The following is a 24,319-nucleotide window of genomic DNA, read 5'->3' on the forward strand; positions in this document are numbered from 1 at the left end:
GGGGAGAGGGGGTGTTGGTTCTATCGAGGCCGAGTGGCGGTGATGCGTTGCAGGGCCCGACCCGCCAGCAGTTCCTGGCTTACGCTGCTGAATCCGAGTTGCTCCAGCTCGGTGGGGAGGTCGTCTTCCAGCATGGCGGTGGCGGTGTCGGTTTCAAACAGGGCACAAAACAGTTGCTGGGGAAGCTTCAGCCAAGGCCCGGCGGGATGCAGATCCACAAGCACCAACCAGCCGCCCGGTTCCAGCAGCCGCAGGGCGCTGCGGAGCACCTGTTCCCGATCGCTGCGGGGGAATTCGTGCAGGGCCACGCTCAGCTGGATGGCGCTGAAGCTGGCATCGGCCAGGGGCGGATCTTCGGCCAGCCCTTCCACCCGTTTCAGGTTGGGGTGGCGTTGGGCGGCCAAATCCAGGGCGCGGGGGGAGACATCCAGCCCCGTCACGGCGTATCCCGCCGCCAGCCAGGGGGCCGCTGCTTCGCCACTGCCGCAGCAGAGATCCAGTACCGACGCGCCGGGCTTGAGATGGGGCTGCACCGCCTCGAGCCCGAGGCCCCGTAGGCGCTCCACTCCGCCAATACTCAGCGACGACACCGCCGTGACCGTGTCGTAAATCCAGCGGTAGCGGTAGGCCAGCGGCCTCAGAAATGAGGTCATCGTTGAAGTGAAAACAAGCAGACAGGGTGTTGTCAGGCCGGTTGCCGGGCCAGGGCTGCATCCACCGCCTGCTGCTGATCCCGCCGGGTGATCCAGTGGTGATAGGTGCGGGTGTGGATCGTCACCGAGTGGCCCATCATCCTGGCGGCGACGGTGTCCGGCAGGCCGACATGAATGGTGCGCACCGCCCAGGCGTGGCGCAGGTCGTAGGGGGTAATCGGCAGGTCGTAGCGGCGGAACTGCTCACTCACCCGTCGTCCCACCTGCTGCAGGGTGGTGCGCCGCAGATCGGTCTGGATGGCTGGCAGAGCGGCCGGGTTCTCCGCCAGCTCCTGCAACCCGAAGTGCTCGACCCAGTCGGGGTGGAACGGCCAGCTCTGGTGCTCACCGGTTTTGGTGGTGGGCAGCACCCGCAGCACCTGATCTCCGCCCGGTGCCAGGGAGGAGCAATCGCAGAAGAACACCTCGTGGTTGCGCAGGCCGTAGGTGGCCATCAGGGCAAAGGCCAGGCGCCACTGTGGATTGGGGATGCGGCCTGCGGCCTCGAGGATCTGCGGATCGGTGGGCAGCTGGCGGAAGCGGGCCCGGTGCAGGCCATAGCCGCCGGCCTCCTGGCGCCAGTCCTCCGGCAAGGGCAGCTCCAGGTGCCGGGCCAGGGCGGCCAGAGCTGTGGCGCACTGCTGCCGGCTGCGGCTGCCGTCGTCGTAACTGGTAAGCGTCTGCATCAGCAGCGCTGGCTCCAGCGGCTGATCACCGCACTGACGCGCCAGTCGCCGGAGGTAGGGCAAATAGGCACTGGTCCAGGTGGTGCGACTGCTCGCCGGGGAACGGCGTCGGCGCGGGTCGGTAAAAAAGGCTGCTTCGAAGCCCTCGATGGCGGCCTGGATCCCGATCGAACGGCCTCTGGCCGTGGCGGCAGAGGTGGAGGCCGACCAGAGCGTCCAATCAAAACTGCGCTGATCCAGTTGCAGTTGCACCAGGGCAGCGGTGCTGAGGGCCTGATTCAGTCCTGCTGCATCGGCCATCAGCCCCAGGCTGATCCGTTGCAGGCCGTTGCGGCTCGGATCCCCGCGCAAGGGCAGAGACCCGCGCAGGTTCAGCCGCCGACCCCGCTGTTCGATGCGCAGGCGCGATCCCTGTGCCGCCAGCTGAGCATTGGCGGTCTCCAGCGCACTTTTGAGCTCCATAAATGTGTCGTTGGAACCAAGGATCGCGTCCGTGGCGGCTACGCTCAACCCCCGAAAACCGTTCTGGTTGGTATGTCTCGCGTCGGTGTCGTCCTGCTGAACCTGGGTGGCCCGGAGCGGATCCAGGACGTTGGCCCGTTTCTTTACAACCTGTTCGCCGATCCGGAGATCATTCGGCTTCCCAGTCCGGCGCTGCAGAAGCCGCTGGCTTGGTTGATCAGCACCCTGCGCAGTGGCAAGTCGCAGGAGGCCTATCGCTCCATCGGTGGCGGATCACCGCTGCGGCGCATCACCGAGCAGCAGGCCCGTGAACTTCAGAGCTTGCTGCGTCAGCGCGGCATCGATGCCACCAGCTATGTGGCCATGCGCTACTGGCATCCGTTCACCGAATCCGCTGTGGCGGACATCAAGGCCGATGGTATGGATGAGGTGGTGGTGCTCCCCCTCTACCCCCATTTCTCGATCAGCACCAGTGGATCCAGTTTTCGTGAGCTGCAGCGCCTGCGTCAGGCGGATCCGGCCTTTGAGAAGTTGCCGATTCGCTGCATCCGCAGCTGGTTTGACCACCCGGGCTATGTGAAGGCCATGGCCGAGCTGATCGCGGCAGAGGTCCGCAACAGCGACGACCCCAAGAAGGCCCACGTCTTCTTCAGTGCCCACGGTGTGCCGAAGAGCTACGTCGAAGAGGCGGGCGACCCCTATCAAAAGGAGATCGAAACCTGCACCGGTTTGATCATGAAGGAGTTGGCCGTTCAGATGGGCCACGAGAACCCCTTCACCCTGGCCTACCAAAGCCGTGTGGGTCCGGTGGAGTGGCTCAAGCCCTACACCGAGGAGGCCCTTGAGGAATTGGGGCAAGCCAAGACCAACGATCTGGTGGTGGTGCCGATCAGCTTCGTCAGCGAACACATCGAGACGCTTGAGGAAATCGACATCGAATACCGGGAGTTGGCCACCGAAGCCGGTGTGGTGAATTTCCGTCGGGTGCGTGCTCTCGACACTTATGCCCCCTTCATCGAGGGATTGGCGGATCTCGTGGCCACCAGCCTGCAGGGCCCTGAGGTGAGTCTCGATGCGGCGGCGGAGCTGCCCAACAAGGTGAAGCTCTATCCCCAGGAGAAGTGGGAATGGGGTTGGAACAACAGTTCCGAGGTCTGGAACGGCCGTCTGGCCATGGTTGGTTTTTCAGCCTTTTTGCTCGAGCTGATCAGTGGTCAAGGGCCGCTGCACGCCCTCGGCCTGCTCTGACCAAGCCAGGGGAGCTGCGGGCCCTTAACCTTGGGGGTCATTGACCCGTCGCCTCTGTGACTCTCACCTCAGCGTCTTCGGCCGTCACTGGGCAGCAGGCCGGTCACGGTGGCCAGAGAATGTCTGGGGCGACAGCCCTGATGGATGCGCTGCGGCGCCATGGCGTCGACACGATTTTCGGCTACCCCGGCGGCGCGATTCTCCCTATCTACGACGCACTCCACATCGCCGAGAGCGAGGGTTGGGTGAAGCACATCCTGGTGCGGCATGAGCAGGCCGGCACCCACGCGGCCGATGCCTATGCGCGTGCCACCGGCAAGGTGGGCGTTTGCTTCGGCACGTCTGGGCCGGGTGCCACCAACCTGGTAACAGGCATCGCCACCGCCCAGATGGACTCGGTGCCCATGGTGGTGATCACCGGTCAGGTGCCGCGTCCGGCGATTGGCACCGATGCCTTCCAGGAGACCGACATCTTCGGCATCACCCTGCCGATCGTGAAACATTCCTGGGTGGTGCGCGATCCGGCCGATCTCGCCTCCATCGTTGCCCAAGCCTTCCTGATTGCAACCAGTGGTCGTCCAGGCCCCGTGCTGATCGACATCCCGAAGGATGTTGGCCAGGAGATGTTCGATTACGTGCCGGTTGAGCCCGGATCGATTGTTCCCAAAGGCTTCCGCAAGCCTCAGTCCCCCCGGGATGAACCGATCCTGTCGGCGCTTGAGCTGATCGCCGAGGCGGAGCGTCCGCTGCTCTATGTGGGCGGTGGTGCGATCTCAGCCGGTGCTCACGACAGCCTGCGGGTGATCGCTGAGCGTTATCAGATCCCTGTCACCACCACATTGATGGGCAAGGGTGCCTTCGATGAAAACGACCCTCTCTCGGTGGGCATGCTCGGCATGCACGGCACGGCCTATGCCAACTTCGCCGTCACCGAATGCGATCTGCTGATTGCTGTTGGCGCCCGTTTTGACGATCGGGTGACCGGAAAGCTCGACACCTTCGCCCCCCGGGCCCGGGTGATCCACTTTGAGATTGACCCGGCCGAAATCGGCAAGACCCGTCGCCCCGATGTGGCGGTGCTGGGTGATCTGGGCCTGAGCGTGGCGCGCCTGGTGGAGCTGAGCCTGCAGCAGCAGGTGCAACCCCGCACGGCCCCTTGGTTGGCGCGCATCGCCGAGTGGAAACAGACCTATCCCCTCACCGTGCCTCCCACCGAAGGCCCCCTCTTCCCCCAGGAGGTGCTGCTGGCCGTTCGCGAGCTGGCACCGAATGCCATCGTCACCACGGACGTGGGTCAGCACCAGATGTGGGCGGCCCAGTACCTGCGCAATGGGCCCCGGGGCTGGATCAGCAGTGCCGGTCTTGGAACCATGGGCTTCGGCATGCCGGCCGCCATGGGCGCCCAGGTGGCGTGTCCCGATCGTCAGGTGGTGTGCATCGCGGGTGACGCCAGCATCCTGATGAACATTCAGGAGTTGGGAACCTTGGCGGCCTACGGCCTTCCGGTGAAGGTGGTGATCGTCAACAACCACTGGCAGGGCATGGTGCGTCAGTGGCAGGAGAGCTTCTACGAGGAGCGTTATTCCGCCTCCGACATGCTCAATGGCATGCCGGACTTCGTGGCTCTCGCCCGCTCCTTCGGTGTGGACGGCGTGCACATCCGCGAGCGGGACTCGTTGAAGAGTGATCTCGAGGCGGCGCTCAAGGCCCCCGGCCCGATGTTGATCGACATCCACGTGCGTCGTGGTGAGAACTGCTATCCGATGGTTCCCCCGGGTAAAAGCAATGCTGAAATGGTGGGCCTTCCGGCTCCCATGCCGGTTCTCAACGCCCCGACCTCTTGATTCGTCTTGTCTTAATCGGCGTTCTGCTGCTGCTTTGGGCCGTGCCGGTGCAGGCCGCAGAGGTGCTTCAGGTGCGCAGCAGTTCCCTGCTGCAGGTGGGAGATCACAACCGCACCTACACCGTTGCCCTGGCCTGTTCCGCCGTTGATGCAAGCCAGGAGGCCGAGGCCACCGCATGGCTGCGTCAGGAACTGCCGCGCCGTCGCAAGGTCAATCTGCGGCCGGTCGGCTCCAGCGAGGGGCAGCTGATGGCCAGGGTGACACCGATCGGTGCTGAGCGTGACCTCAGCACCGGCTTGATTGCCGCTGGTTTGGCCAGCAACAGCTGTGGGGGCGATGGCTGATAACCGCATTGCCCGGGGCATTGTCTTGGTTCCCTGTCTGCTGCTGGGGGGCGCCTTTCTGGCCACAGCGGCCTGGGGGCAGGGCGCCGCAGCTGAAAACCGCACCCTGGCCATCGGCATCGGTGCTGGCTTGCTTTTGGCAGGTTGGTTGTCCCAGTTGGGTGGCGGCTCCGACGGTGGGCCTGAATCCTCTGTGACAAAACCGGACGAGTCCGACCCCTCTCCCTAATTTGCGGGGATCGGGTTGCTTCCCTCCGATCCCATGTCGAAGCCTGAGTGGCGACGTTGGCCTTGGCTGTCGTGGAGTGTTGTTGCAGCCACGCTCATCGGCTGCCAGTCGATCGTGGCCAGTGGCGTCAGCCGCCCAAGGCTGGCGGTGCTGCTGCCGATGGGGCACCGCGATGCTGAATTGCGGCACAACTTCCTCCAGGGCTTTCGTCTGGGGCAGGCTTCGGTGGAGGCCTGTGGTGAGCCCTTCCCGCAGGTTGCCTGGCATGGGACCAACTCCGGCGATGCGCCCGATCCGCAGCTGATGCCCTCGACGGAGCTCAAGCTGCTGATGGGGGCATCGATGCGATGGGTTGGTTGGACCCTGATCAGAAGGAGGTCGTTCCGATTTGCCAGGCCTTTGATCAGCGTCGCCGCGGGGAGCGTCTGCGTCTGAAGGCGGTGGCCAGTGATTCCCGCTTTCGTGCTTGCCTTGCACCATCGGGCCAGGCCATGGCCGGTCTGATCGAATGAGGTCTGGGGACACGACCTCGAGATGCTGCGCCTGAGTGAACTGAAGCTGCCCCTCGACCATGGGGAGGAAGCGCTGCAGGAGGCGGTGCTCAAGCGTTTGAGGATTCCGCCGGATCGTCTTCTGGGTCAGACCCTGGTGAAGCGCAGTGTTGATGCGCGGCGTCGCGACCGGATTCAGCTGATTTACAGCGTGGATGTGCAGGTGAAGGGTGAAGCCGCCCTGTTACGGCGCATCGGCAACAAAGGCCGGGTGCGTCTGGCTCCAGACACCCGCTACCGGTCTGTGGGTCATGCCCCCGATGGCTTCCCCTTGGATGCGGCCGATCGGCCTGTGGTGGTGGGGGCAGGCCCCTGCGGTTATTTCGCTGCTCTGCTGTTGGCACAGATGGGGTTCCGACCGCTGTTGCTGGAACGGGGTCAGGCCGTGAAGCAACGCACCGCAGACACCTTTGGCTTCTGGCGGGGCACCAGCCCCTTCAACCCAGAATCGAATGCCCAATTCGGTGAGGGCGGAGCCGGCACCTTCTCCGACGGCAAGCTCTACAGCCAGGTGAGCGATCCCGAGCACTACGGCCGCAAGGTGCTGGAGGAGCTGGTGGCCTGTGGTGCGAGCGAGGAGATCCTCACGTTGCACCGCCCCCACATCGGCACCTTCAAGCTCGCCACCGTGGTGCGTGGCCTGCGGGCACGGATTGAAGCTCTGGGCGGTGAGGTGCGTTTCAACAGTCGCGTCACACGCCTTCAGCTCAGCGACAGCAGCGCTGGGAAGCCCCATCAACTCGATGGGGTGGTGCTGGCCGATGGAACGGAGATTCCCTGCCGCCATCTGGTGCTGGCTCCCGGTCATTCCGCGCGCGACTGCTTCGAAATGCTGGAGCAGATCGGTGTGCAGCTGCAGCGCAAACCGTTTTCTGTGGGTGTGCGGATTGAGCATCCGCAGCATCTGATTGACGCAGCCCGCTGGGGAGAGGCGGCGGGCCATCCCCGTCTCGGGGCCGCCGAGTACAAGCTGGTTCACCATGCCGAGAACGGCCGCTGCGTCTACAGCTTCTGCATGTGTCCCGGAGGATTTGTGGTGGGCGCCACCTCGGAGGAAGGCCGGGTGGTGACCAATGGCATGAGCCAGCACTCCCGCAACGAGCGCAACGCCAACAGCGGTTTGGTTGTGGCTCTGGACGCCGATGACCTGGCACCGTTTGAACGCTTCCCAGGGGATCCGTTGGCGGGGATTGCCCTTCAACGGGAGCTGGAGGAGCGCGCCTTCAGGCTTGGAGGGAGTAGTTATGCCGCACCGGCGCAGCGGTTGGAGGATTTCCTGGCTGCCCGTCCTTCCACCCGTCTGGGTGGCGTCGCCGCGTCGTATCAGCCGGGTGTGCATCCCGCCGATCTGGATGACCTGCTCCCTGCTGCCATCGTTGAGGCCTTGCGGGAGGCGTTGCCGGCCTTTGCCCGCAAGCTGAAGGGGTATGACCACCCCGATGCGGTGCTCACCGGCGTGGAAACCCGCACGTCATCGCCCGTGCGGATTCCCAGGGATGAAGCGTTGGAATCGCTCAATGTGAAGGGGCTGGTGCCCGCGGGTGAGGGGGCGGGCTATGCCGGCGGCATCCTCTCGGCCGGAATCGATGGCATTCGGGCTGCTGAAGCCTTGGCCATTCAGATCCTGAGGACCAAGCCTGTTTAAGTTTCAGCTGCAGACGGGGGCTTGCGCCACGATTCCGCTCCACTGAACGGCTTTCACCTGATCCCGTCGCCAGGAATGGAACAGCTTGGGCTCACTGACGGTGCACAGCGGGCAGTGGGCGATCCGTTCGCTGGGGATTCCTGCGCCCTGGAGCTGCACTCTGGCGGCGGTTCGAATGTCCAGGCGATGCCGCCCCGGTTGCTCATCCGGCAGCAGGGCCCCTGCATCGGACAGGGAAGCCTTGTTCGGGACCGCGGCGCTGACGGCCTTCACCACCTCATCGCCCACCTGGTAGCAGGGGCCGCTGACGGCCGGGCCCAGGGCAACCACCAGATCCTCCCGCCGGGCCCCCCGCTCCACCAACCGATCCAGGGCCGTGATCAGGATTCCAGCCGCCACCCCACGCCAACCGGCATGACAGGCCGCGGCATGCCCGGTGCCGGGATCTGCGATCAGAACCGGTGTGCAGTCGGCACCGCACACCCAGAGGCTCTGGCCCCCGCGATCACTCACCAGGCCATCGGCTTCAGGCCAGGGATCCTGACGGGCATCGCTGGCGTTCAGCACGATCCCACTGTGGATCTGCTGGGGCCGGTGGACGCTGATGCCGGCGCTGACGTACCCGGCCAGTTCGTCAGGACCACGGCCCTGCCAGAGCCGGGTGAAGAAGCCGTGCTCGAACCCCTGCGTATGCAGCAGATCGCTCTGAAGGTAATAGCCCCCGTAACAACCGATCCAGGTCCAGCCCTTCAACGTGTTGAAGCGGCTGTCTGGTCGATCAAACGGCCCGTCTTTCATCAGCCCTGCAATCAGGCCATGGGGATGTCCCGCAGCATCCAGAAGCCGCCGAAGGTCTGTTCTTCGGGGCTGGACTGGATGGCGATGAACTGGAGGCCGCGCACCTGCTGCTGCGAAGTGGTCAGGGCCTCGGAGATTTCAGCGGCGACGCCCGGCTCCAGGTCGCTCACCAGCCAGCGGTCATCCTGACCAGCCTCCAGCACCAGCTGGCGGTCTTCAACGATCATCCGCACCGGTTCCAGTCCCCCCAACCAGCCCGCCATGGCGAGGGAGCGGCTCTGGCTGAACAGGCGTAGACCCGGCACAGAGGCCTCGGGGTCGATGCCACCGGGCACCGGCAGCAGCCCGCTGAAACTCATTGGCCATTCCGATGCCTCCAGCAGGAGGCTCGCTGGCAGGGCGGCCCAGCTCCAGGCGTCTCCTTGAACTTCCTCCGGCAGGGGCACTGGAGGGGTTGGAACAGGCGCCGGCGGTGGTGCCAGCGGGCCGGCCATGAAGCCCTCCTCCTCGGGATACACCTCCCTTTCGCGCTGCTGAAGCCAGTCGAGCAGGGCGAAGGTGCGGCGGCTGGGAATCACCTCGAGGTCTTGTTCGGCTGCGGCGCGCTGCACCATGGTGCGCATCGAACTGCGCCAGCAGCGCAGGCGGACGGGCGAACCCCAGCCCCCGCTTGCGGATGCCTTCTTGGCTTCAGCCAGGGCTTGGCTCAACCAAAGCGAGTTCACCTCACCAGAGGGGCACACCTTGGCGAAGCGAAATGGCTCTGCATCGCCGGTTGCGGCGGGGGTGGAGGTGATCAGCAGTTCCCAACGCTTGCGGCCATCGGCCTCAAGGATGGGTCGGGAGTAGAAGTCGAGTTCCCAGTCTTCGGCGGCTGTCAGGGCAGCAGTGCTCATCCGGCCGATTGCTCCTGCTGTTTCAGGGTGTTCTGGGCGCGGCTGGCGCGATCGGCGGCTTCAGCCATCACTTTGTCTTTTTCGATCAGCAGCTCTCCAGGAGGCCCCTCCAGCAGGGCTGTGTTGAGGCCGATCCGTCCGCGGCCCGGGTCCAGTTCCGTGATCAGGGCCGAAACGCGGTCGCCCTGGTCGAACACCTCACGGATCGAGCGCAGGCTGCCATTGGTGATGGCTGATTGGTGCAGCAGTCCGCTGATGCCACCAAGGTCGATGAACAGGCCGTAGGGCTTCACCGCAGCAACCTGACCTTCCACCAATTGGCCCACTTCCAGATCTTGGAAGCGTTCGGCCACGGCGGCTCGTTTTTCGGACAGCACCAGCTTGCGTGTCTCCGAATTCACCTCGATGAAGGCCACGCCCAGGGTCTTGCCCACGAGCTCCTGGTGGTTTTCACCGTTCTGGAGTTGAGAGCGGGGAATGAAGCCGCGCAGCCCTTCGAGATCGCAGGTGACACCGCCGCGGTTGAAGCCATTGACGATGACTTGAACCACTTTCCCCTGTTTCTCCAGTTCCTTCACCCGGTCCCAGCTCTTGCGCAGCTCAAGGGCGCGACAGCTGATCGTGACCATCCCGTCAGCGTTCTGCTCACGGGTCACCAGAACTTCAACCTCCAGGCCCTTGGGGAAGCGCTCCCGGAAGTTGGTCACCACGCCAAGGCCCGCCTCGCTCTTGGGCATGTAGCCGGGGGCTTTGCCGCCGATATCCACGTATACGCCATCGCTTTCGATGCCGATCACCGTGCCCTTGATCACCTCACCGGTGGTGCCCACCGGAGCGTTCTCGTCCAGGGCGGCGAGGAAGGCTTCTTCATCGAAATCGAAGTCGTCCACGCTGCGCGGCTGATTGCGCTGCTCCTTCTTGGGTTGTTGATCCGGTGCGCCCATCAGGTCGGCCATGGTCATGCCTTCCATGCCGCCCATGTCGAACAGAGCGTCGTCATCCGTGCCTGGAGACGAGGTGGAGTCCTGCTGGACCGGTCGCGGCGGGGTGGCGAGACCCGCCCGTTCCTCAAGGATGCGTGCCTTTTCCGCCGCAGCCTCTGCTGCTGCCCGTGCTTCAGCCGCTTCACGAGCCAGCTTTTCCTGCTCTTCTCGGCGGTTGATCTGCATCACCTGCAGCGGTTTCGTAGCTGCCGGCTTGGGTGCCTTGGGGCGGTTGGGCTGCGGACTGCCGGCTGCGGGCATGGACCATTGGGCTTGTCGATCGCTCATTTTGACAGGCTGGGTTGGGATCAGCACCCCCGTGCCTGTGCAACGCCATGGACCAGCTCCGCAAGCGATTTGATCAGCTGACCTGGCCCGAGGCCAGCTGTGCTGCCAGCCAACCTGGTGCCACGGTGATCTGGCCGTTCGGAGCCTGTGAGCAACACGGCCCCCAACTGCCGCTTTCGACGGACGCTGTTTTTGCTGAGGGCATCCTCGATTCCGTGTTGCGCGGGCTTGAGCCAGCTCTGCCGATTTGGCGACTGCCGTGTCAGGCCATCGGCTTTTCGCCTGAGCACCAGAACTTTCCCGGCACCCTCAGCCTTTCAGCTCCTCTGCTTCTGGATCTGGTCGACCAGGTGGGCATGCAGCTGGCGGCGATGGGGGTGCAGCGCCTGGTTCTGTTCAACGCCCATGGCGGCCAGATCGGTTTGCTGCAGGTGGCAGCCCGACAGCTGCGCGCTCGCTGCCCATCGTTGGCCGTTCTGCCCTGCTTCCTTTGGAGTGGTGTGGAGGGGTTGGCGGATCTGTTGCCTGAGCAGGAGTTGGCCCATGGACTTCATGCCGGCCAAGCCGAAACCAGCTTGATGCTGCAGATGGCCCCAGAGCTGGTTGGATCTGCCCGCCCGGTGGATGGACGTCCAGCAGCAGGATCCGCGCAGGATCCTCCAGCGGGCTGGAGTCTCGAGGGGGCGGCGCCCTGCGCTTGGCTCACCGACGATCTCAGCGTGACGGGAGTGATCGGTGATGCGCGCCAGGCCTCCGCTGATCTGGGACATTGCCTGCAAGATCGCTTGATCAAACACTGGCAGGAGCGTTTTCAAGCCCTTCTGGCCAGTGACTGGCCACCCACGCAAAGTCTTCTCTCCCAACCGTCCAACATCACGCCCAAGTCCTGAACCTTGGACGCATGTGTCACCAACTCTTGGGGAACTGGTTATTGTCGGTCCCACTTAACGTGGTGGACAGCGTCCTATGACTACCCTCAATGCACCTGAAGCACCCGTGCTGGAGGGCCAGGACGCACTGCCCGATTTCACAACCGAGGCCTACAAAGACGCCTACAGCCGGATCAACGCCATCGTGATCGAGGGCGAACAGGAAGCCCACGACAACTACATTTCTTTGGGAACGCTGATCCCCGAGCAGGCCGAGGAGCTCAAGCGTCTGGCAAGGATGGAAATGAAGCACATGAAGGGCTTCACCTCCTGTGGACGCAACCTCGGGGTGGAAGCCGATCTTCCCTTCGCCAAGAAGTTTTTCGAACCTCTTCACGGCAATTTTCAGGCCGCTCTTAAGGAGGGCAAGGTGGTCACCTGCCTGCTGATTCAGGCCCTGCTGATCGAAGCATTCGCCATTTCGGCATATCACATCTATATCCCCGTGGCCGATCCCTTCGCCCGCAAAATCACTGAGGGTGTGGTGAAGGATGAATACACCCACCTCAACTACGGCCAGGAATGGCTGAAGGCCAACTTCGAGGCCAGCAAGGACGAACTGTTCGAGGCCAACAAAGCCAATCTTCCCCTCATCCGCTCGATGCTGGAAGACGTGGCTGCTGATGCGGCCGTCCTCCACATGGAGAAGGAAGACCTAATCGAAGATTTCCTGATCGCTTACCAGGAAGCTTTGGGTGAAATCGGCTTCACTTCCCGCGATATCGCCCGCATGGCCGCTGCAGCGCTTGCTGTTTGACCCGTTTCAATTCTTGATCCAACGCCGGTTTATCGACAGGCACGTTGCCGTCGATACCGGTTGCCATGGGAGCATGGTTGTTCGAGGTGTTCTTTGAGACGTCAGCAGTAAGACATGTTTGGTCTGATCGGACATTCAACGAGTTTTGAGGCTGCTCGCCGCAAGGCGATGGAACTCGGGTTCGATCACATCGCCGACGGTGATTTGGATGTTTGGTGCAGTGCACCCCCGCAGCTCGTTGAGCACGTGCAAGTCACCAGTCCCGTGGGCACGACCATCGAGGGTGCCTACATCGACTCCTGCTTCGTTCCCGAGATGCTGAGCCGCTTTAAGACGGCCCGGCGCAAGGTGCTCAACGCCATGGAACTCGCCCAGAAGAAGGGCATCAACATCACTGCCCTGGGTGGCTTCACCTCGATCATTTTCGAGAATTTCAACCTGCTCCAGCACCAGACGGTGCGGAGCACCACCCTGGATTGGCAGCGGTTCACCACCGGAAACACCCACACGGCCTGGGTGATCTGCCGTCAGGTGGAGAACAACGCTCCAAGTCTCGGGATCGATCTCAGCAAAGCCAAGGTGGCCGTCGTTGGTGCCACTGGTGATATCGGCTCCGCCGTCTGCCGTTGGCTGCAGGCACGCACCGGAGTTGGTGAGCTCCTGTTGGTGGCGCGTCAGCAGCAACCGCTGCTTGATCTTCAGCAGGAACTGGGCGATGGCCGGATTCTGTCCCTCGATGAGGCCCTACCTGAAGCCGATGTGGTCGTCTGGGTGGCGAGCATGCCCCGCACCCTTGAGATCGATCAAGACAGCCTCAAGAAGCCCTGTCTGATGATTGATGGGGGCTATCCCAAGAATCTCGATACCAAGGTCGCCGGTGGTGGCATCCACGTTCTCAAGGGTGGAATCGTTGAGTTCTGCCGCGACATCGGCTGGTCGATGATGGCCATCGCCGAGATGGAGCGGCCGCAGCGCCAGATGTTTGCCTGCTTTGCCGAAGCCATGCTGCTCGAGTTTGAGCGCTGCCACACCAACTTCAGCTGGGGGCGTAACAACATCACCCTCGAGAAGATGGATTTCATCGGCGCGGCATCGGTGCGCCATGGGTTCAGCACCTTGAACCTTCAACCCAACCTGCAGGCCACTGCTGCCTGACCTTCGAAGAGCCAGAGCCATGCCCCGTCGCCCCCTGCTTGAGTTCGAAAAACCGCTCGTCGAGCTGGAGCAGCAGATTGAGCAGATCCGTCAGCTGGCCAGAGATTCGGAAGTCGACGTCTCGCAGCAACTGCAGCAACTGGAAAGCCTTGCGGCCCGTCGGCGTCAGGAGATCTTTCAGGGGCTGACTCCCGCTCAGAAAATTCAGGTCGCCCGTCATCCGCAGCGTCCGAGCACGCTGGATTTCATCCAGATGTTCTGCGACGACTGGGTTGAACTGCACGGCGATCGTCGCGGTAACGACGATCAGGCCTTGATCGGCGGTGTCGGCCGGGTGGGCGATCGACCCGTGATGTTGATCGGCCATCAGAAAGGACGCGACACCAAAGAGAACGTCGCCCGCAATTTCGGGATGGCCGCTCCGGGTGGATACCGCAAAGCGATGCGGTTGATGGACCATGCCGACCGCTTCCGCTTGCCGATTCTCACGTTCATCGATACCCCTGGGGCCTATGCCGGCCTTGAGGCCGAAGAGCAGGGCCAGGGTGAAGCGATCGCCGTCAACCTGCGGGAGATGTTCCGCTTGCGTGTTCCGGTGATCGCCACCGTGATCGGTGAAGGCGGATCCGGCGGTGCCTTGGGCATCGGGGTGGCCGATCGCTTGCTGATGTTCGAGCACAGCGTCTACACGGTGGCCAGCCCTGAGGCCTGCGCCTCGATCCTCTGGCGTGATGCGGCCAAAGCGCCTGATGCAGCGGCAGCCCTGAGGATCACCGGCCGGGACCTGCTGGAGCTTGGGCTAGTGGATGAGGTGCTCGAAGAGCCCTCCGGTGGCAACAACTGGGCACCATTGGAGGCAGGAGAAAACCTGCGGGCGGCAATCGAGCGTCACCTCGACCAACTGCTGAGCCTGTCGGAACAGCAACTGCGCGAGGCTCGTTACTCCAAATTCAGGGCCATGGGGCGGTTCCTCGAAAAAACGTCACAGGATGTCGACAAAGCCGCTTAAAGTGTCGCGGTTTGCTAACGGTTTTTGCCAACGGCTCTAATCACAGGTGCGAGCCGAGGCATAGGTCGCCGAACTGCTGAGCTACTGGCTCATCAAGGATGGGATTTGCTGCTCACCGCCCGCAGCGCTGATCAACTGGAGCAGCTGAGCTCTCAGCTCAGCTCAAAAGGTGTTTCTGTGGCCTCTGCCGCCATTGACCTGACGCGACCCGATGGCATCGCAGCTGCGATGGCTGGCTTGTTGCAGCAGGGTGAGACCCCTTCCGTGTTGATCAACAACGCGGGTGCGGCCTACACCGGCGATTTATTGGCCATGCCGATTGAACGTTGGCAATGGCTGCTACAGCTGAATGTCACCAGCGTGATGCAGGTTTGTTCTGCAGTTGTTCCCGCCATGCGTCAGAACGGCGGACTGGTGATCAACATCAGCAGCCACGCCGCCCGTAATGCCTTCCCTCAATGGGGGGCGTATTGCGTCAGTAAAGCTGCCTTGGCCAGCTTCACCCGCTGCCTGGCGGAAGAGGAACGGAGCAATGGCATTCGTGCCTGCACCCTCACTCTTGGGGCCGTGAACACACCACTGTGGGACGCGGAAACCGTACATAGCGATTTCGATCGTCGTGCCATGCTCTCTGTCGATCAGGCGGCAGAAACACTGGCGAATCTGGCGTTGCAACCCAGCAACCAGCTGATCGAAGACCTCACCCTTATGCCGGCCGCCGGCGCCTTCTGAACGAACACCATGACCTCCACAGTCCCTTTCGTTTCCAACGGCGTCGCCAACGGCAACGGCAACAAGCTTTTGAATCCCCAGGTTTCAGCCCGAATTCGTGAACGGTTAATCGAATCTGGCGTTTCCTTCCTGGCGAACGACAACATCGCTGATCACCTCCAGCCGGGTGAGCTGGATCAGCTTCAGGTTGAAGTTGCAGACAAGGTTCGCGACCTGCTGCGCAGCCTGGTGATCGATATCGATAACGACCACAACACCCATGAGACGGCGGAGCGCGTCGCCAAGATGTACCTCCAGGAGGTGTTCAAGGGGCGCTACCACCAGCAGCCCAAGGTGGCCAGCTTCCCCAACGTGAAACAGCTGGATGAGATCTACACCGTTGGCCCGATCACGGTTCGTTCCGCCTGTTCACACCACCTGGTGCCGATCATGGGCAACTGCTGGATCGGGATCAAACCTGGTGCCCGGGTGATCGGTCTCTCCAAATTCACCCGCGTGGCTGACTGGGTCTTCTCCCGCCCTCACATCCAGGAAGAGGCTGTGATGATCCTTGCCGATGAAATCGAGAAGCTCTGTGAGCCCCAGGGTCTCGGCATCATCATCAAGGCGCAGCACTACTGCATGAAGTGGCGTGGGGTGAAAGAGCCTCAAACCAGCATGGTGAACTCCGTTGTGCGCGGCGATTTCCGCCACGACCCCAGCCTCAAGCAGGAGTTCTTTGAGCTGGTGCGTCAGCAGGAAGCGCTGCTCAGCACCTGATCAGCCGCGATTCAACGCTCTTTCAACTCCTCGACTTCACAGTCTCGACCTCACGGCCTCGACAAGGGCTTGAACCTTGTCGAGGTTTTTCCATCCGGGTCGTTCCTCCAGCCGACTTGAGGCATCGAGCCCCTGTGGAGTGACGCGACTGAGCAGTTCTGGAACCCACTCCGCACTTACTCCTCCTGCCAGCCACCACGGCACCGAAAGCTCGGTTTCGGCGAGCCAATCAAGGGGGATCCGGTGCCCGGTGCCGCCCAGTTGATCGGCGCTCCAGGCATCGAGCAGCAGAGCATCCACATGGGGCGCGTACTGCTCGAGCTGCTTGAGATCGTCGGGTTTACGCACCCGCAACGCTTTCCACCACTGCTGCCTGGGGTAGCGCTGTTTCAGGTGTTGGCAACGTTGGTCTGACTCGCTGCCGTGCAGCTGCACCACGGAGGGCTGCCCAGCACCGTTGAGCGCTTCCTCGAGAGCGGCATCGTCGGGATCGGCCACAACCCAAACGCGATGCAGCTGGGGGTGCTGTTGTTCCAGCAGCTGGAACAAGGCCCTGCGCTGGGCTGGTTCCACAAAGCGTGGGGTGGCGGGAACGCCGATCACGCCAATCGCCTGCACCCCCATCTGTGCGATGGCTTGAGCCTGCTCGGGGTCGGTGATCCCACAGATCTTTAGGTCTGGAGTGGGGCGGGGATCACGCAAGGGCTGCATGGGTTGCTCTCCCTAGGATCGTGGATGACAGTCCGCAGCAGCGGCACACGACGGGATTGGCGGTGGGAGAGGGCTGGCAGGTGCTCAAGATTGGCGGAATTCCCCTGCGGCTTCAGCCCAGCTGGTTGTTTGCCGTGGCGATCTTCACCACGTTGTTTCAGTCCCGCTACGCGTCCACGGCCTCGGTAACGGCGAGTTGGGGGCTGGGATTGCTGACCACCTTGTTGCTGTTCAGCTCCGTGCTGCTGCATGAATTGGGTCATGCCCTGATGGCCCTGCGAGAAGGGGTGAAGGTGTTGAGCATCACCCTGTTTCATCTGGGCGGCATCGCGCGGGTGGAGAAGGAATGCCCCACCGCCATGGGCAATCTGCGCATTGCGGCTGCTGGCCCGATCGTGAGTTTGGTGTTGGCCTTCGGAATGCTGGCGGGGGCTGCAGCGCTGTCGGACACCCAGCCCCTGGCCACTCAGTTGTTGAGCCAGGTGGGTTTGCTCAACTTGATGCTCGGCTTGTTCAATCTCCTGCCCGGGCTGCCCCTCGATGGCGGGCTGATCCTCAAGGCCTTGGTTTGGAAGCTGAGCGGCAGTCAGCAGAAAGGCGTTCAGGTGGCATCGGCGTCCGGACGGGCTTTGTCGATGCTGATGATCCTGTTGGGTGGTGTTCTGCTCTGGCAGGGCTGGGGGCTCAACGGCCTCCTGCTGATGTTGATCGGTTGGTTCGGCCTGAGTGCCAACCGCAGTCAGACCCAGATGCTGCAGTTGCAGACGGTGCTGCGGGAGTTGAAGGTGGCGGCTGCGGCAGGCAAACGTTTCCGCGTGCTGGAGGCGGATCAGACCTTGCGGCGCCTCAGTCAGCTGCGGCTGATCGCCAGCGAGGCGGAGGGACCTGCCGATTGGGTGCTCGTCTGCAAAAGCGGCCGTTGGGTGGGTTGGATTGATGATCAGCCCTTGAAACTGCTGCCGGTGCAGCAATGGGACCAACAGCGCCTCGAGGATCATCTGCGCCCCCTCACTGAACTGCCGTCCATCGCCAGTTCGGCCCCCCTGGTGGAGGCGGTGCCGGCTTTGGAGGCGGCCTCCCAGGGACGCCTCTTGGTGATGAGTGCTGCGGGCCTTCCCTCCGGCACCCTTGACCGAATGGATGTAGGCGATGCGGTGCTGAAGCGGCTCGGGGTGAACCTGCCCCCCGCGATCCTCGACGAGGCGCGCAAGCGCAATGGATACCCCCTGGGTTTGGCGATGCTTCCCCAGATGGTGCAGTCGATGCAGGCTCAGAGCGCAGAGTCAGACGCCAGCTCGATCTCGAACTCCTGAACTTCGTCAGCCTTCAGAGGCTGCATCTGCCACGGGCAATGGCTCCAGGATTGAACCAGGCTCTGGCGCAGTCGCTGATCCAGCTCCAGCCGGTTGATCCGGGCTGGAGCCGTCGCTGGAGCCGCTTCCTCAAACACCTCCTCCCAGAGCTCAGCAGGGGGATCCAGCAGGATTTCACCGTGTTGAAGCAGGCGACCGTTCTGCCAGCGCTGGGCGCTACCGACCCGTTTGACGCCGCATGGATCCACCAGGTCGGCCACCGTTGCCGAGGCGAAACAGTTGTTGGCCTCGCCACCAGCAGGGTCCGAGCCGAAGTGCAGCGGTAGCCCGAGATCCTGGAAGCCATCGATCAACCACTGGCAGGCCTGGCGGTAAGCCTCCTGGCGTCGCCGGGGTGCATCCGGCCAGATCAAGGCATAGGTGAGACCGCCGGCATGAAGTACGGCCCGACCTCCGCTCGGGCGTCGCACCAGGTTGATGCGGCCGCGGCGGGCCAGCTCATTCCAGTGTTCAGGCCAGAGGCGTTGATGGCGTCCCAGCGAGAGCCAGGGCCCATCCCAGCGGTAAAAACGCAGAATCGGGCCGTTGCTGCGCTTCAGAAGCCAGGCATCCAAAGCCATCTGGGTGTGTCCATCCGCTTGCTGGGTGGGGAGCAAACGCCCGGTTGCGGGCATGCTGGAGGGAAGAGTCGATCGCACGCCATGGTGCCCTGGTGGGATGTGCCGATCTTGATCGCCCTGGGCCTGCTGGCCGGGGGCTTGGCCGGCTTGTTGGGGATCGGCGGTGGCTTGATCTTTGCCCCGCTCCTGCTCTGGCTTGATCTCCCGCCCCATCAGGCCCTGGCCACCAGCAGTTTCGCCATTGTGCCCACCGCTTTGGCGGGCACCATCACCCATCTGCGCCAGGGCCGGCTGCCGACCCGGCCTGGACTCGCCATCGGCTTGGCGGCCTTTGGCTCGGCACTGCTGTTCGGTGGTTTGGCCGGTTTGGCAGCGGGCTGGATTCTGCTGGCGATGCAGACGCTGATGTACATCGTGCTGGCGTTCTGCGTTCGCGAACGGCCCGAGGCGGATGCCAATGATGACGTTGATGACGGCAGCGCTCCGCAGTTGGCGGGTGTGGGCTGCATCGCCGGCTGGACCGCTGGGATGTTGGGCCTGGGCGGGGGGCTTGTGATGGTGCCCCTGATGAGCGGTCCGATGTCTGTGCCGATTCATCAGGCCGTGCGGCTGAGCACGGTGGCGGTGCTCTGCTCAGCCAGCGCAGCATCCCTCCAGTTCCTGCATGAAGGACGCGGCGTTCCTCTGATGGGCCTGCTGCTGGGGGCGGTGGCGGCGATCGCTGCGCAGTGGACGGCCAGCCGGCTCGATCAGTTTGATGCGGCCCTGCTGGTGCGCTGTCTGCGGGGGCTCGCCATCATCCTGGCGATTGACAGCTCCAGGCGGGCCCTGCAGCTTTGGCTGAGCTGACTGGTCAGCCCAACAGGTTCCAAAATCTCCTATCCAGCTCGTAGCCCAGTGCTGCGGCCATTTGGGAGAGGTTGCCCCGCATCGGGCGTCCGAGCTCTCGCTGGCAGAGGTCGTCCAACAGCATCAATCGATGCGTCACCCAGAGCTCCAAGGCATCCGGGTTAAAACGCAGGCCTTCGCTGCGGCTGAAACTGTGGGGAATCACCAGGGCCACATGGCGAATCAGGCTGCCCTGGTCGCGTTCAAGCAAGAGCGGCAGCCAGGGGTAGCGCGCATCTGCCCGAAGGGCCCAGAGCCGAGGCTCGGGGCATTCCGGCAGTTCGCGTGGGTCATCCTTCGCCCGGGGCCAATCGAAACGAAGCTCGAGCACTGGTCCCTGGCTCAGCAGTGCATCCAGCGGCTGAGTGCTCCAGATCTCCAGCGGCCGTAGATCCAAGGCGCGGATAGCAGGGGCATCGATCAGAACCGGATCCATGGGCTGGTGTGACAGGCCTTTGCGAATGATGGCCTGCAGCCCTTCCCTCAGAGAAGAATGGGACCGTTTGATGCATGGCTCCCATGGAAACCGTTCTGTCTGCACCTGAGGTGTTCATTGCCCTCGTGGTGGCTGCCCATGCCGCTGTTCTGGCTCTGCGTCTCTCCATCAGCCTTTACGAGGCCTGATTTCAAAGGCAGCCCAGATCAACGGGCGTAGAGCTGGTCTTGGCACTGCGAACGGATTGCGTTACAAGCGGATGTTCGTGCTGATGCGGTGACCGCCAGTCAGGTTCAAAGATCAGCTCCCCGCACGGATGCAGCCAGCATGGCTGCGGCGATTCAGCGGCAGACCGACCAACAGGAGCTGCAGTGCAGCCTTCTCGCCTTGGCGGCCAAGGCGGGGCTCGTTCTGTTGGGCGCTGTGAGCTTGATCCGTCTGTCCGTGGCCTATCAGGAACGCATGGATCGCCACAGTGAAATCGCGGCGGTCGTGACGATTGAGTCGGCGAAATTGGAAACGCTGCAACAACGCTTCGATCGTCTGTTCAGCATCGGTGGAGAGAAGCGTCTGATCAGCGAGCAGGATCAGTGGATCGCCCCCAACCGTCTGCGCGTGATCTGGCGCTGAGATTCGTGACCAGCGGCGTTGGGATTGAGTGCTGACCGGCAGACTGGCAGCCTTCCTGGCCCTGTCTTGATGTCCACGCCCGGCACCGTTCTGATCACCGGCACCACCTCCGGTGTTGGCCTGAATGCCACCTGCGCCTTGGTGAAGCGGGGTTGGAAGGTGATCACGGCGAACCGCAGCCCGCAGCGTGCCGCGGCGGCGGCGGATGAGCTGGATCTCCCGAAAGACCGGCTCAAGCACGTGCTGATGGATCTGGGTGATCTCGACAGTGTGCGTTGGGCTGTGGATGCCTTGCCCGAGCGATTGGATGCTGTGGTCTGCAATGCAGCCGTGTACAAGCCGAAACTGAAGCAGCCGGAGCGTTCGCCCCAGGGCTATGAAATCTCGATGGCCACCAACCATTTCGGCCATTTCCTGCTGGTGCAGCTGCTCTTGGGTCGGCTGAAGGCCTCCACTCATCCCTCCAAGCGGGTGGTAATCCTGGGCACCGTGACGGCGAACTCCAAGGAGCTGGGGGGCAAGATTCCGATCCCTGCGCCGGCAGATCTGGGGGACCTCTCTGGTTTTGAAGCCGGGTTCAAAGACCCCGTCACCATGGCCAGTGGCAAGCCGTTCAAGCCCGGCAAGGCCTACAAAGACAGCAAGCTCTGCAACATGATCACCACCCAGGAGCTGCATCGCCGTCTGCACGGGGACACGGGGATCACCTTCACGTCGCTCTACCCGGGCTGTGTGGCGGACACACCGTTGTTCCGCAACACCCCCAAGGCCTTCCAGACGATCTTCCCCTGGTTTCAGAAAAACATCACCGGCGGCTATGTCTCCCAGGCCCTGGCGGGGGAACGGGTGGCTGATGTGGTGGCCAATCCCGACTTCGCCGAATCCGGGGTGCACTGGAGCTGGGGCAACCGTCAGAAAAAGGATGGACAGCAGTTCAGCCAGGAACTGTCCGACAAGGCCACTGATCCAGAAACAGCCCGCCGGGTGTGGGAGCTGTCGATGAAACTCGTTGGACTTTGAGCTGAGCTCATCACAACAAGGCCCCGGTTGCAGCGTCCGGGGCTTTGTCGATGGCTTTGTTGATCAAGTGAGGATCAATCGAATCCCAGCAGGTCGAAGATTTCGCGGTCTTTGAGGGATGTGGCCTCGAGCGGCTCCACCTTGTCGAGCATGTTCTGGGCTAGCCGCAGATATTCGTTCTGCACCGCTTGCACAGCCTCATCGGCATCATCCATCTCAAAGATGGTGCATTTCTTGAGTCGGGATCGCCGGATGGCATCCACATCCCTGAAGTGGGCCATGGTGCGCAGGCCGGTGCGATTGTTGAACTTGTCGATCTGATCGGTGTCGGCGGATCGGTTCGCCACGACGCCGCCAAGCCGCACCTTGTAGTTCTTGGCTTTGGCTTGAATCGCCTGAACGATGCGATTCATCGCGAAGATCGAATCGAAATCGTTGGCGGTCACAATCAGGCAATAGTTGGCGTGCTGCAGCGGAGCGGCGAAACCACCACACACCACATCGCCGAGCACATCGAAGATCACCACATCGGTGTCTTCCAGCAGATGGTGCTCCTTGAGCAGCTTCACGGTCTGCCCGGTCACGTATCCGCCGCAGCCCGTGCCCGCCGGTGGGCCGCCGCTCTCGACGCACTGCACCCCGTTGAAGCCGGTGAAGACGAAATCCTCAGGCCGCAGCTCTTCGCTGTGGAAGTCCACCTCCTCAAGGATGTCGATCACCGTCGGCACCATCTTGTGGGTAAGGGTGAAGGTGCTGTCATGCTTGGGATCGCAGCCGATCTGAAGCACCCGCTTGCCCAGCTTCGAGAAGGCGGCTGACAGGTTCGAGGAGGTGGTGGATTTGCCGATCCCGCCTTTGCCATAGACCGCGATCACCAGGGTTTCTTCCTGGATGTTCAGTGCCGGGTCCTGGTGGACCTGCACGCTGCCTTCACCGTCTGCCGGTCGCGTCAGGGTTGTGGTCATGCAGCGACCTGTGCAAGAGAAGTCGATTTCATTCAACAGCAGCAGATGTGCAGTGGTTGGTTTTCACCAAGAAATGAAAGATCTGGTTCTTGGTTGAGTTGCAAGAGCAGAATTTCTTTCAATTAAATAAAAATAAATGAGTGCAAATGCTCATGCCTTGAAGTGGGCTTTTGCGTCATACAGCGTTTCGCTGCTGATCTCTCTGCAGCCCATATCGCGCGCGTAGGCCTCCGTGTTGCGTCGCACCTTTCCCCTTACGAAGAAGGGGATCTTCTTCAGCTCGGCTTCCCCATCGGCCGTCCACTGCAGAGCGCCATCACCCTCCCCTGGGATATCACTCAAGCCGGAACTGTCGGCGGCGCCGGCACCGCCGGCATGGCCCAGGTGGCTCTGGTGGCCATCCACGAATTCGAAGTCGTGGCGGAACATGCCGATCAGGTGTTCCTCCAGGCCCATCATCAGCGGGTGCACCCAGTCGTCGAAGATCACGTTTGCTCCTTCCCAGCCCATCTGGGGGCTCATTCGGGCGGGAACGTCCTGCACGTGCATGGGTGTGCTGATCACCGCGCAGGGAATCCCCAGACGCTTGGCGCTGTGGCGCTCCATCTGGGTTCCCAGCACCAGTTCCGGTGCCGCTTCGGCCATGGCCGCTTCCACCGCTAGGTAGTCGTCACTGATCAGGGCCTCCAGGCCCAGAGCTTTGGCGGCGGCCCGCACGGGCCGGGCCATCTCCCGGCTGTAGGTGCCCAGCCCCACCACCGTGAAACCCAGTTCCTCGCTGCAGATCCGGGCTGCGGCGAGGGCGTGACTGCCGTCGCCAAAGATGAACACCCGCTTGCCCGTGAGGTACGTGGAGTCCACGGATTCCGAATACCAGGGGAGGCGTGAGCGCCGGTAGCCCTCATCGGGGGCGGGGGGCTCCATCCCCAGCATTTCGTGCACTTCGACGAGGAAATCGTGGGTGGCACCTACGCCAATTGGCACTGTTCGGCTGAAGGGCATGCCGAAATTGCGCTCCAGCCAGCTGCAGCTGGATTCCGCCACCTCTGGATAAAGGCAGACGTTGAGATCGGCATCGGGGATCCGCTGCAGATCCTCTACGCCTGCCCCGAGGGGCGCCACCACACCCACATCGATGCCGTGCAGGGTGAGCAGTTTCTGCACCTCCAGTACGTCGTCCCGGCAGCGGAAGCCCAGCAGGGAGGGGCCCAACAGGTTCACCCGGGGCCGGCGGCCCTGGTGTTGCCATGCCCTGGGGTCGTGTTGGCTGTTGGCGGGTGCTTGCTCCTTCAGCAGGTTGCGCACCAGTTGGTAGAAGGTTTCCGCAGCCCCCCAGTTCTCCTTTTTGCTGTAGGCCGGCAGCTCCAGACTCACCACCGGCATGGTGAGCTCCATTCCCTGGGCCAGGGCACCGGGCTGATCCTGAATCAACTCCGCGGTGCAGCTTTCCCCCACCAGCAGGGCATCGGGTTGGAAGCGATCCACCGCCTCACGCACATGCCGTTTCACCAGTTCGGCGGTGTCCCCGCCGAGATCCCGGGCCTGAAAGGTGGTGTAGGTGACGGGCGGACGCTGTCCGCGCCGCTCAATCATCGTGAACAGCAGATCGGCATAGGTGTCCCCCTGGGGGGCATGGAGCACGTAATGAACGCCGCGCATGGAGGCGGCGATGCGCATGGCCCCCACATGGGGTGGCCCTTCGTAGGTCCAGAGCGTGAGTTGCATGGGA

General features: G+C 62.9%; 27 protein-coding genes. 17 read left to right on the forward strand and 10 right to left on the reverse strand.

Features of this window, described 5'->3' with window-relative positions:
- Window positions 1-20: 20 nt before the first annotated feature.
- Both DXY03_RS00495 and DXY03_RS00500 read right to left on the reverse strand, forming a co-directional pair.
- Window positions 21-653, reverse strand: coding sequence for a class I SAM-dependent methyltransferase (locus tag DXY03_RS00495; RefSeq protein ID WP_115008679.1), 633 nt, complete (start codon window positions 651-653; stop codon window positions 21-23).
- A gap of 32 nt (window positions 654-685) precedes the next feature.
- Entirely contained in the window at window positions 686-1,840 is a 1,155-nt protein-coding gene (locus tag DXY03_RS00500; RefSeq protein WP_115008680.1) for a site-specific integrase, read from the reverse strand.
- A gap of 72 nt (window positions 1,841-1,912) precedes the next feature.
- Between DXY03_RS00500 and hemH the strand changes: the two genes are divergently transcribed.
- From hemH to DXY03_RS00525, 6 genes are all read left to right on the forward strand, one after another.
- Window positions 1,913-3,088: a ferrochelatase gene (hemH, locus tag DXY03_RS00505; protein WP_115008681.1), complete on the forward strand. Its 1,176-nt coding sequence runs from the start codon at window positions 1,913-1,915 to the stop codon at window positions 3,086-3,088.
- Window positions 3,089-3,144: 56 nt separating this feature from the next.
- Entirely contained in the window at window positions 3,145-4,932 is a 1,788-nt protein-coding gene (gene ilvB, locus DXY03_RS00510; RefSeq protein ID WP_115008682.1) for a biosynthetic-type acetolactate synthase large subunit, read from the forward strand.
- Window positions 4,929-5,276, forward strand: coding sequence for a nuclease (locus DXY03_RS00515; RefSeq protein WP_115008683.1), 348 nt, complete (start codon window positions 4,929-4,931; stop codon window positions 5,274-5,276). The genes ilvB and DXY03_RS00515 overlap by 4 nt, the downstream gene beginning before the upstream one ends.
- Entirely contained in the window at window positions 5,269-5,505 is a 237-nt protein-coding gene (locus DXY03_RS00520) for a GIVxVP protein (RefSeq protein ID WP_114988532.1), read from the forward strand. The genes DXY03_RS00515 and DXY03_RS00520 overlap by 8 nt, the downstream gene beginning before the upstream one ends.
- Window positions 5,506-5,538: 33 nt before the next feature.
- Window positions 5,539-5,940 (forward strand): hypothetical protein, encoded by a 402-nt coding sequence (locus tag DXY03_RS11765; RefSeq protein WP_136987603.1) that lies wholly within the window; start codon window positions 5,539-5,541, stop codon window positions 5,938-5,940.
- Window positions 5,941-6,039: 99 nt separating this feature from the next.
- A complete protein-coding gene (locus DXY03_RS00525) occupies window positions 6,040-7,701 on the forward strand; it encodes an NAD(P)/FAD-dependent oxidoreductase (protein WP_115008684.1) in 1,662 nt (553 codons plus the stop codon).
- Window positions 7,702-7,704: 3 nt separating this feature from the next.
- On the opposite strand, the gene pgeF is transcribed toward DXY03_RS00525, so the two are convergent.
- Genes pgeF through DXY03_RS00540 form a run of 3 tightly spaced genes read right to left on the reverse strand, consistent with a single transcriptional unit; the run spans window position 7,705 to window position 10,639 of the window.
- A complete protein-coding gene (pgeF, locus tag DXY03_RS00530) occupies window positions 7,705-8,499 on the reverse strand; it encodes a peptidoglycan editing factor PgeF (RefSeq protein ID WP_115008685.1) in 795 nt (264 codons plus the stop codon).
- Between the two features lie 11 nt (window positions 8,500-8,510).
- Window positions 8,511-9,395, reverse strand: a complete 885-nt coding sequence (locus DXY03_RS00535) for a Tab2 family RNA-binding protein (protein ID WP_115008686.1) — start codon at window positions 9,393-9,395, stop codon at window positions 8,511-8,513.
- Window positions 9,392-10,639 (reverse strand): S1 RNA-binding domain-containing protein, encoded by a 1,248-nt coding sequence (locus DXY03_RS00540; protein WP_114988640.1) that lies wholly within the window; start codon window positions 10,637-10,639, stop codon window positions 9,392-9,394. Before DXY03_RS00540 ends, DXY03_RS00535 begins: the two co-directional genes overlap by 4 nt.
- Before the next feature lie 74 nt (window positions 10,640-10,713).
- Here DXY03_RS00540 and DXY03_RS00545 point away from each other — a divergent pair, with 74 nt between their 5' ends.
- From DXY03_RS00545 to folE, 6 genes are all read left to right on the forward strand, one after another.
- Window positions 10,714-11,556 carry a creatininase family protein gene (locus DXY03_RS00545; RefSeq protein ID WP_115008687.1) on the forward strand — a complete coding sequence of 281 codons (843 nt, stop codon included), beginning with the start codon at window positions 10,714-10,716 and terminating at the stop codon, window positions 11,554-11,556.
- A 76-nt stretch (window positions 11,557-11,632) separates the two neighbouring features.
- The gene (locus DXY03_RS00550) at window positions 11,633-12,352 is read left to right on the forward strand and encodes an aldehyde oxygenase (deformylating) (protein WP_114988527.1); all 720 of its coding nucleotides are present in this window, start codon (window positions 11,633-11,635) and stop codon (window positions 12,350-12,352) included.
- 114 nt (window positions 12,353-12,466) lie between these two features.
- Entirely contained in the window at window positions 12,467-13,507 is a 1,041-nt protein-coding gene (locus DXY03_RS00555) for a long-chain acyl-[acyl-carrier-protein] reductase (protein WP_115008688.1), read from the forward strand.
- A gap of 19 nt (window positions 13,508-13,526) precedes the next feature.
- Window positions 13,527-14,516 (forward strand): acetyl-CoA carboxylase carboxyltransferase subunit alpha, encoded by a 990-nt coding sequence (locus DXY03_RS00560; protein WP_115008689.1) that lies wholly within the window; start codon window positions 13,527-13,529, stop codon window positions 14,514-14,516.
- 24 nt (window positions 14,517-14,540) lie between these two features.
- Window positions 14,541-15,248: an SDR family oxidoreductase gene (locus DXY03_RS00565; protein WP_115008690.1), complete on the forward strand. Its 708-nt coding sequence runs from the start codon at window positions 14,541-14,543 to the stop codon at window positions 15,246-15,248.
- Between the two features lie 9 nt (window positions 15,249-15,257).
- Complete coding sequence (gene folE / locus DXY03_RS00570) at window positions 15,258-16,007, forward strand: GTP cyclohydrolase I (protein ID WP_115008691.1); 750 nt, start codon at window positions 15,258-15,260, stop codon at window positions 16,005-16,007.
- Window positions 16,008-16,043: 36 nt separating this feature from the next.
- Here folE and DXY03_RS00575 read toward each other — a convergent pair whose 3' ends face one another.
- Complete coding sequence (locus DXY03_RS00575; RefSeq protein WP_115008692.1) at window positions 16,044-16,718, reverse strand: phosphoribosylanthranilate isomerase; 675 nt, start codon at window positions 16,716-16,718, stop codon at window positions 16,044-16,046.
- A gap of 62 nt (window positions 16,719-16,780) precedes the next feature.
- On the opposite strand from DXY03_RS00575, the gene DXY03_RS00580 reads away from it, so the two are divergent.
- Window positions 16,781-18,031, forward strand: a complete 1,251-nt coding sequence (locus DXY03_RS00580) for a site-2 protease family protein (protein WP_115009225.1) — start codon at window positions 16,781-16,783, stop codon at window positions 18,029-18,031.
- On the opposite strand, the gene DXY03_RS00585 is transcribed toward DXY03_RS00580, so the two are convergent.
- Window positions 17,989-18,705: a lipoate--protein ligase family protein gene (locus tag DXY03_RS00585; RefSeq protein WP_115008693.1), complete on the reverse strand. Its 717-nt coding sequence runs from the start codon at window positions 18,703-18,705 to the stop codon at window positions 17,989-17,991. The two genes, DXY03_RS00580 and DXY03_RS00585, sit on opposite strands and share 43 nt — an antisense overlap.
- Window positions 18,706-18,732: 27 nt before the next feature.
- Between DXY03_RS00585 and DXY03_RS00590 the strand changes: the two genes are divergently transcribed.
- The gene (locus DXY03_RS00590) at window positions 18,733-19,500 is read left to right on the forward strand and encodes a sulfite exporter TauE/SafE family protein (RefSeq protein WP_115008694.1); all 768 of its coding nucleotides are present in this window, start codon (window positions 18,733-18,735) and stop codon (window positions 19,498-19,500) included.
- Window positions 19,501-19,504: 4 nt separating this feature from the next.
- Here the strand turns inward: DXY03_RS00590 and DXY03_RS00595 are convergent, their stop codons facing one another.
- Entirely contained in the window at window positions 19,505-19,975 is a 471-nt protein-coding gene (locus DXY03_RS00595) for a CRR6 family NdhI maturation factor (RefSeq protein ID WP_115008695.1), read from the reverse strand.
- An 83-nt stretch (window positions 19,976-20,058) separates the two neighbouring features.
- On the opposite strand from DXY03_RS00595, the gene psaM reads away from it, so the two are divergent.
- From psaM to DXY03_RS00610, 3 genes are all read left to right on the forward strand, one after another.
- On the forward strand, window positions 20,059-20,163 hold the full coding sequence (gene psaM / locus DXY03_RS00600; protein ID WP_025362433.1) for a photosystem I reaction center subunit XII: 105 nt from the start codon (window positions 20,059-20,061) through the stop codon (window positions 20,161-20,163).
- Window positions 20,164-20,302: 139 nt separating this feature from the next.
- On the forward strand, window positions 20,303-20,605 hold the full coding sequence (locus DXY03_RS00605) for a hypothetical protein (protein WP_115009226.1): 303 nt from the start codon (window positions 20,303-20,305) through the stop codon (window positions 20,603-20,605).
- 69 nt (window positions 20,606-20,674) lie between these two features.
- The gene (locus DXY03_RS00610; protein ID WP_115009227.1) at window positions 20,675-21,625 is read left to right on the forward strand and encodes a protochlorophyllide reductase; all 951 of its coding nucleotides are present in this window, start codon (window positions 20,675-20,677) and stop codon (window positions 21,623-21,625) included.
- Window positions 21,626-21,699: 74 nt separating this feature from the next.
- Here the strand turns inward: DXY03_RS00610 and bchL are convergent, their stop codons facing one another.
- Window positions 21,700-22,590, reverse strand: coding sequence for a ferredoxin:protochlorophyllide reductase (ATP-dependent) iron-sulfur ATP-binding protein (gene bchL / locus DXY03_RS00615; RefSeq protein WP_115008696.1), 891 nt, complete (start codon window positions 22,588-22,590; stop codon window positions 21,700-21,702).
- Window positions 22,591-22,740: 150 nt separating this feature from the next.
- Entirely contained in the window at window positions 22,741-24,315 is a 1,575-nt protein-coding gene (locus DXY03_RS00620) for a ferredoxin:protochlorophyllide reductase (ATP-dependent) subunit B (protein ID WP_115008697.1), read from the reverse strand.
- Window positions 24,316-24,319: the final 4 nt, after the last annotated feature.

It is taken from the genome of Synechococcus sp. N5 (assembly GCF_900473925.1).
In the GTDB taxonomy this organism is placed as follows: Bacteria; Cyanobacteriota; Cyanobacteriia; order PCC-6307; family Cyanobiaceae; genus Parasynechococcus.

Excerpts from the sequence above, each read along its gene's own strand:
- DXY03_RS00495 (WP_115008679.1), bottom strand. The coding sequence starts at position 653 with ATGACCTCATTTCTGAGGCCGCTGGCCTACCGCTACCGCTGGATTTAC.
- DXY03_RS00500 (WP_115008680.1), bottom strand. The coding sequence starts at position 1,840 with ATGGAGCTCAAAAGTGCGCTGGAGACCGCCAATGCTCAGCTGGCGGCA.
- hemH (WP_115008681.1), top strand. The coding sequence starts at position 1,913 with ATGTCTCGCGTCGGTGTCGTCCTGCTGAACCTGGGTGGCCCGGAGCGG.
- DXY03_RS00520 (WP_114988532.1), top strand. The coding sequence starts at position 5,269 with ATGGCTGATAACCGCATTGCCCGGGGCATTGTCTTGGTTCCCTGTCTG.
- DXY03_RS11765 (WP_136987603.1), top strand. The coding sequence starts at position 5,539 with ATGTCGAAGCCTGAGTGGCGACGTTGGCCTTGGCTGTCGTGGAGTGTT.
- DXY03_RS00525 (WP_115008684.1), top strand. The coding sequence starts at position 6,040 with ATGCTGCGCCTGAGTGAACTGAAGCTGCCCCTCGACCATGGGGAGGAA.
- pgeF (WP_115008685.1), bottom strand. The coding sequence starts at position 8,499 with ATGAAAGACGGGCCGTTTGATCGACCAGACAGCCGCTTCAACACGTTG.
- DXY03_RS00535 (WP_115008686.1), bottom strand. The coding sequence starts at position 9,395 with ATGAGCACTGCTGCCCTGACAGCCGCCGAAGACTGGGAACTCGACTTC.
- DXY03_RS00540 (WP_114988640.1), bottom strand. The coding sequence starts at position 10,639 with ATGCCCGCAGCCGGCAGTCCGCAGCCCAACCGCCCCAAGGCACCCAAG.
- DXY03_RS00545 (WP_115008687.1), top strand. The coding sequence starts at position 10,714 with ATGGACCAGCTCCGCAAGCGATTTGATCAGCTGACCTGGCCCGAGGCC.
- DXY03_RS00550 (WP_114988527.1), top strand. The coding sequence starts at position 11,633 with ATGACTACCCTCAATGCACCTGAAGCACCCGTGCTGGAGGGCCAGGAC.
- DXY03_RS00555 (WP_115008688.1), top strand. The coding sequence starts at position 12,467 with ATGTTTGGTCTGATCGGACATTCAACGAGTTTTGAGGCTGCTCGCCGC.
- DXY03_RS00560 (WP_115008689.1), top strand. The coding sequence starts at position 13,527 with ATGCCCCGTCGCCCCCTGCTTGAGTTCGAAAAACCGCTCGTCGAGCTG.
- folE (WP_115008691.1), top strand. The coding sequence starts at position 15,258 with ATGACCTCCACAGTCCCTTTCGTTTCCAACGGCGTCGCCAACGGCAAC.
- DXY03_RS00575 (WP_115008692.1), bottom strand. The coding sequence starts at position 16,718 with ATGCAGCCCTTGCGTGATCCCCGCCCCACTCCAGACCTAAAGATCTGT.
- DXY03_RS00585 (WP_115008693.1), bottom strand. The coding sequence starts at position 18,705 with ATGCCCGCAACCGGGCGTTTGCTCCCCACCCAGCAAGCGGATGGACAC.
- DXY03_RS00590 (WP_115008694.1), top strand. The coding sequence starts at position 18,733 with ATGGTGCCCTGGTGGGATGTGCCGATCTTGATCGCCCTGGGCCTGCTG.
- DXY03_RS00595 (WP_115008695.1), bottom strand. The coding sequence starts at position 19,975 with ATGGATCCGGTTCTGATCGATGCCCCTGCTATCCGCGCCTTGGATCTA.
- psaM (WP_025362433.1), top strand. The coding sequence starts at position 20,059 with ATGGAAACCGTTCTGTCTGCACCTGAGGTGTTCATTGCCCTCGTGGTG.
- DXY03_RS00605 (WP_115009226.1), top strand. The coding sequence starts at position 20,303 with ATGGCTGCGGCGATTCAGCGGCAGACCGACCAACAGGAGCTGCAGTGC.
- DXY03_RS00610 (WP_115009227.1), top strand. The coding sequence starts at position 20,675 with ATGTCCACGCCCGGCACCGTTCTGATCACCGGCACCACCTCCGGTGTT.
- bchL (WP_115008696.1), bottom strand. The coding sequence starts at position 22,590 with ATGACCACAACCCTGACGCGACCGGCAGACGGTGAAGGCAGCGTGCAG.
- DXY03_RS00620 (WP_115008697.1), bottom strand. The coding sequence starts at position 24,315 with ATGCAACTCACGCTCTGGACCTACGAAGGGCCACCCCATGTGGGGGCC.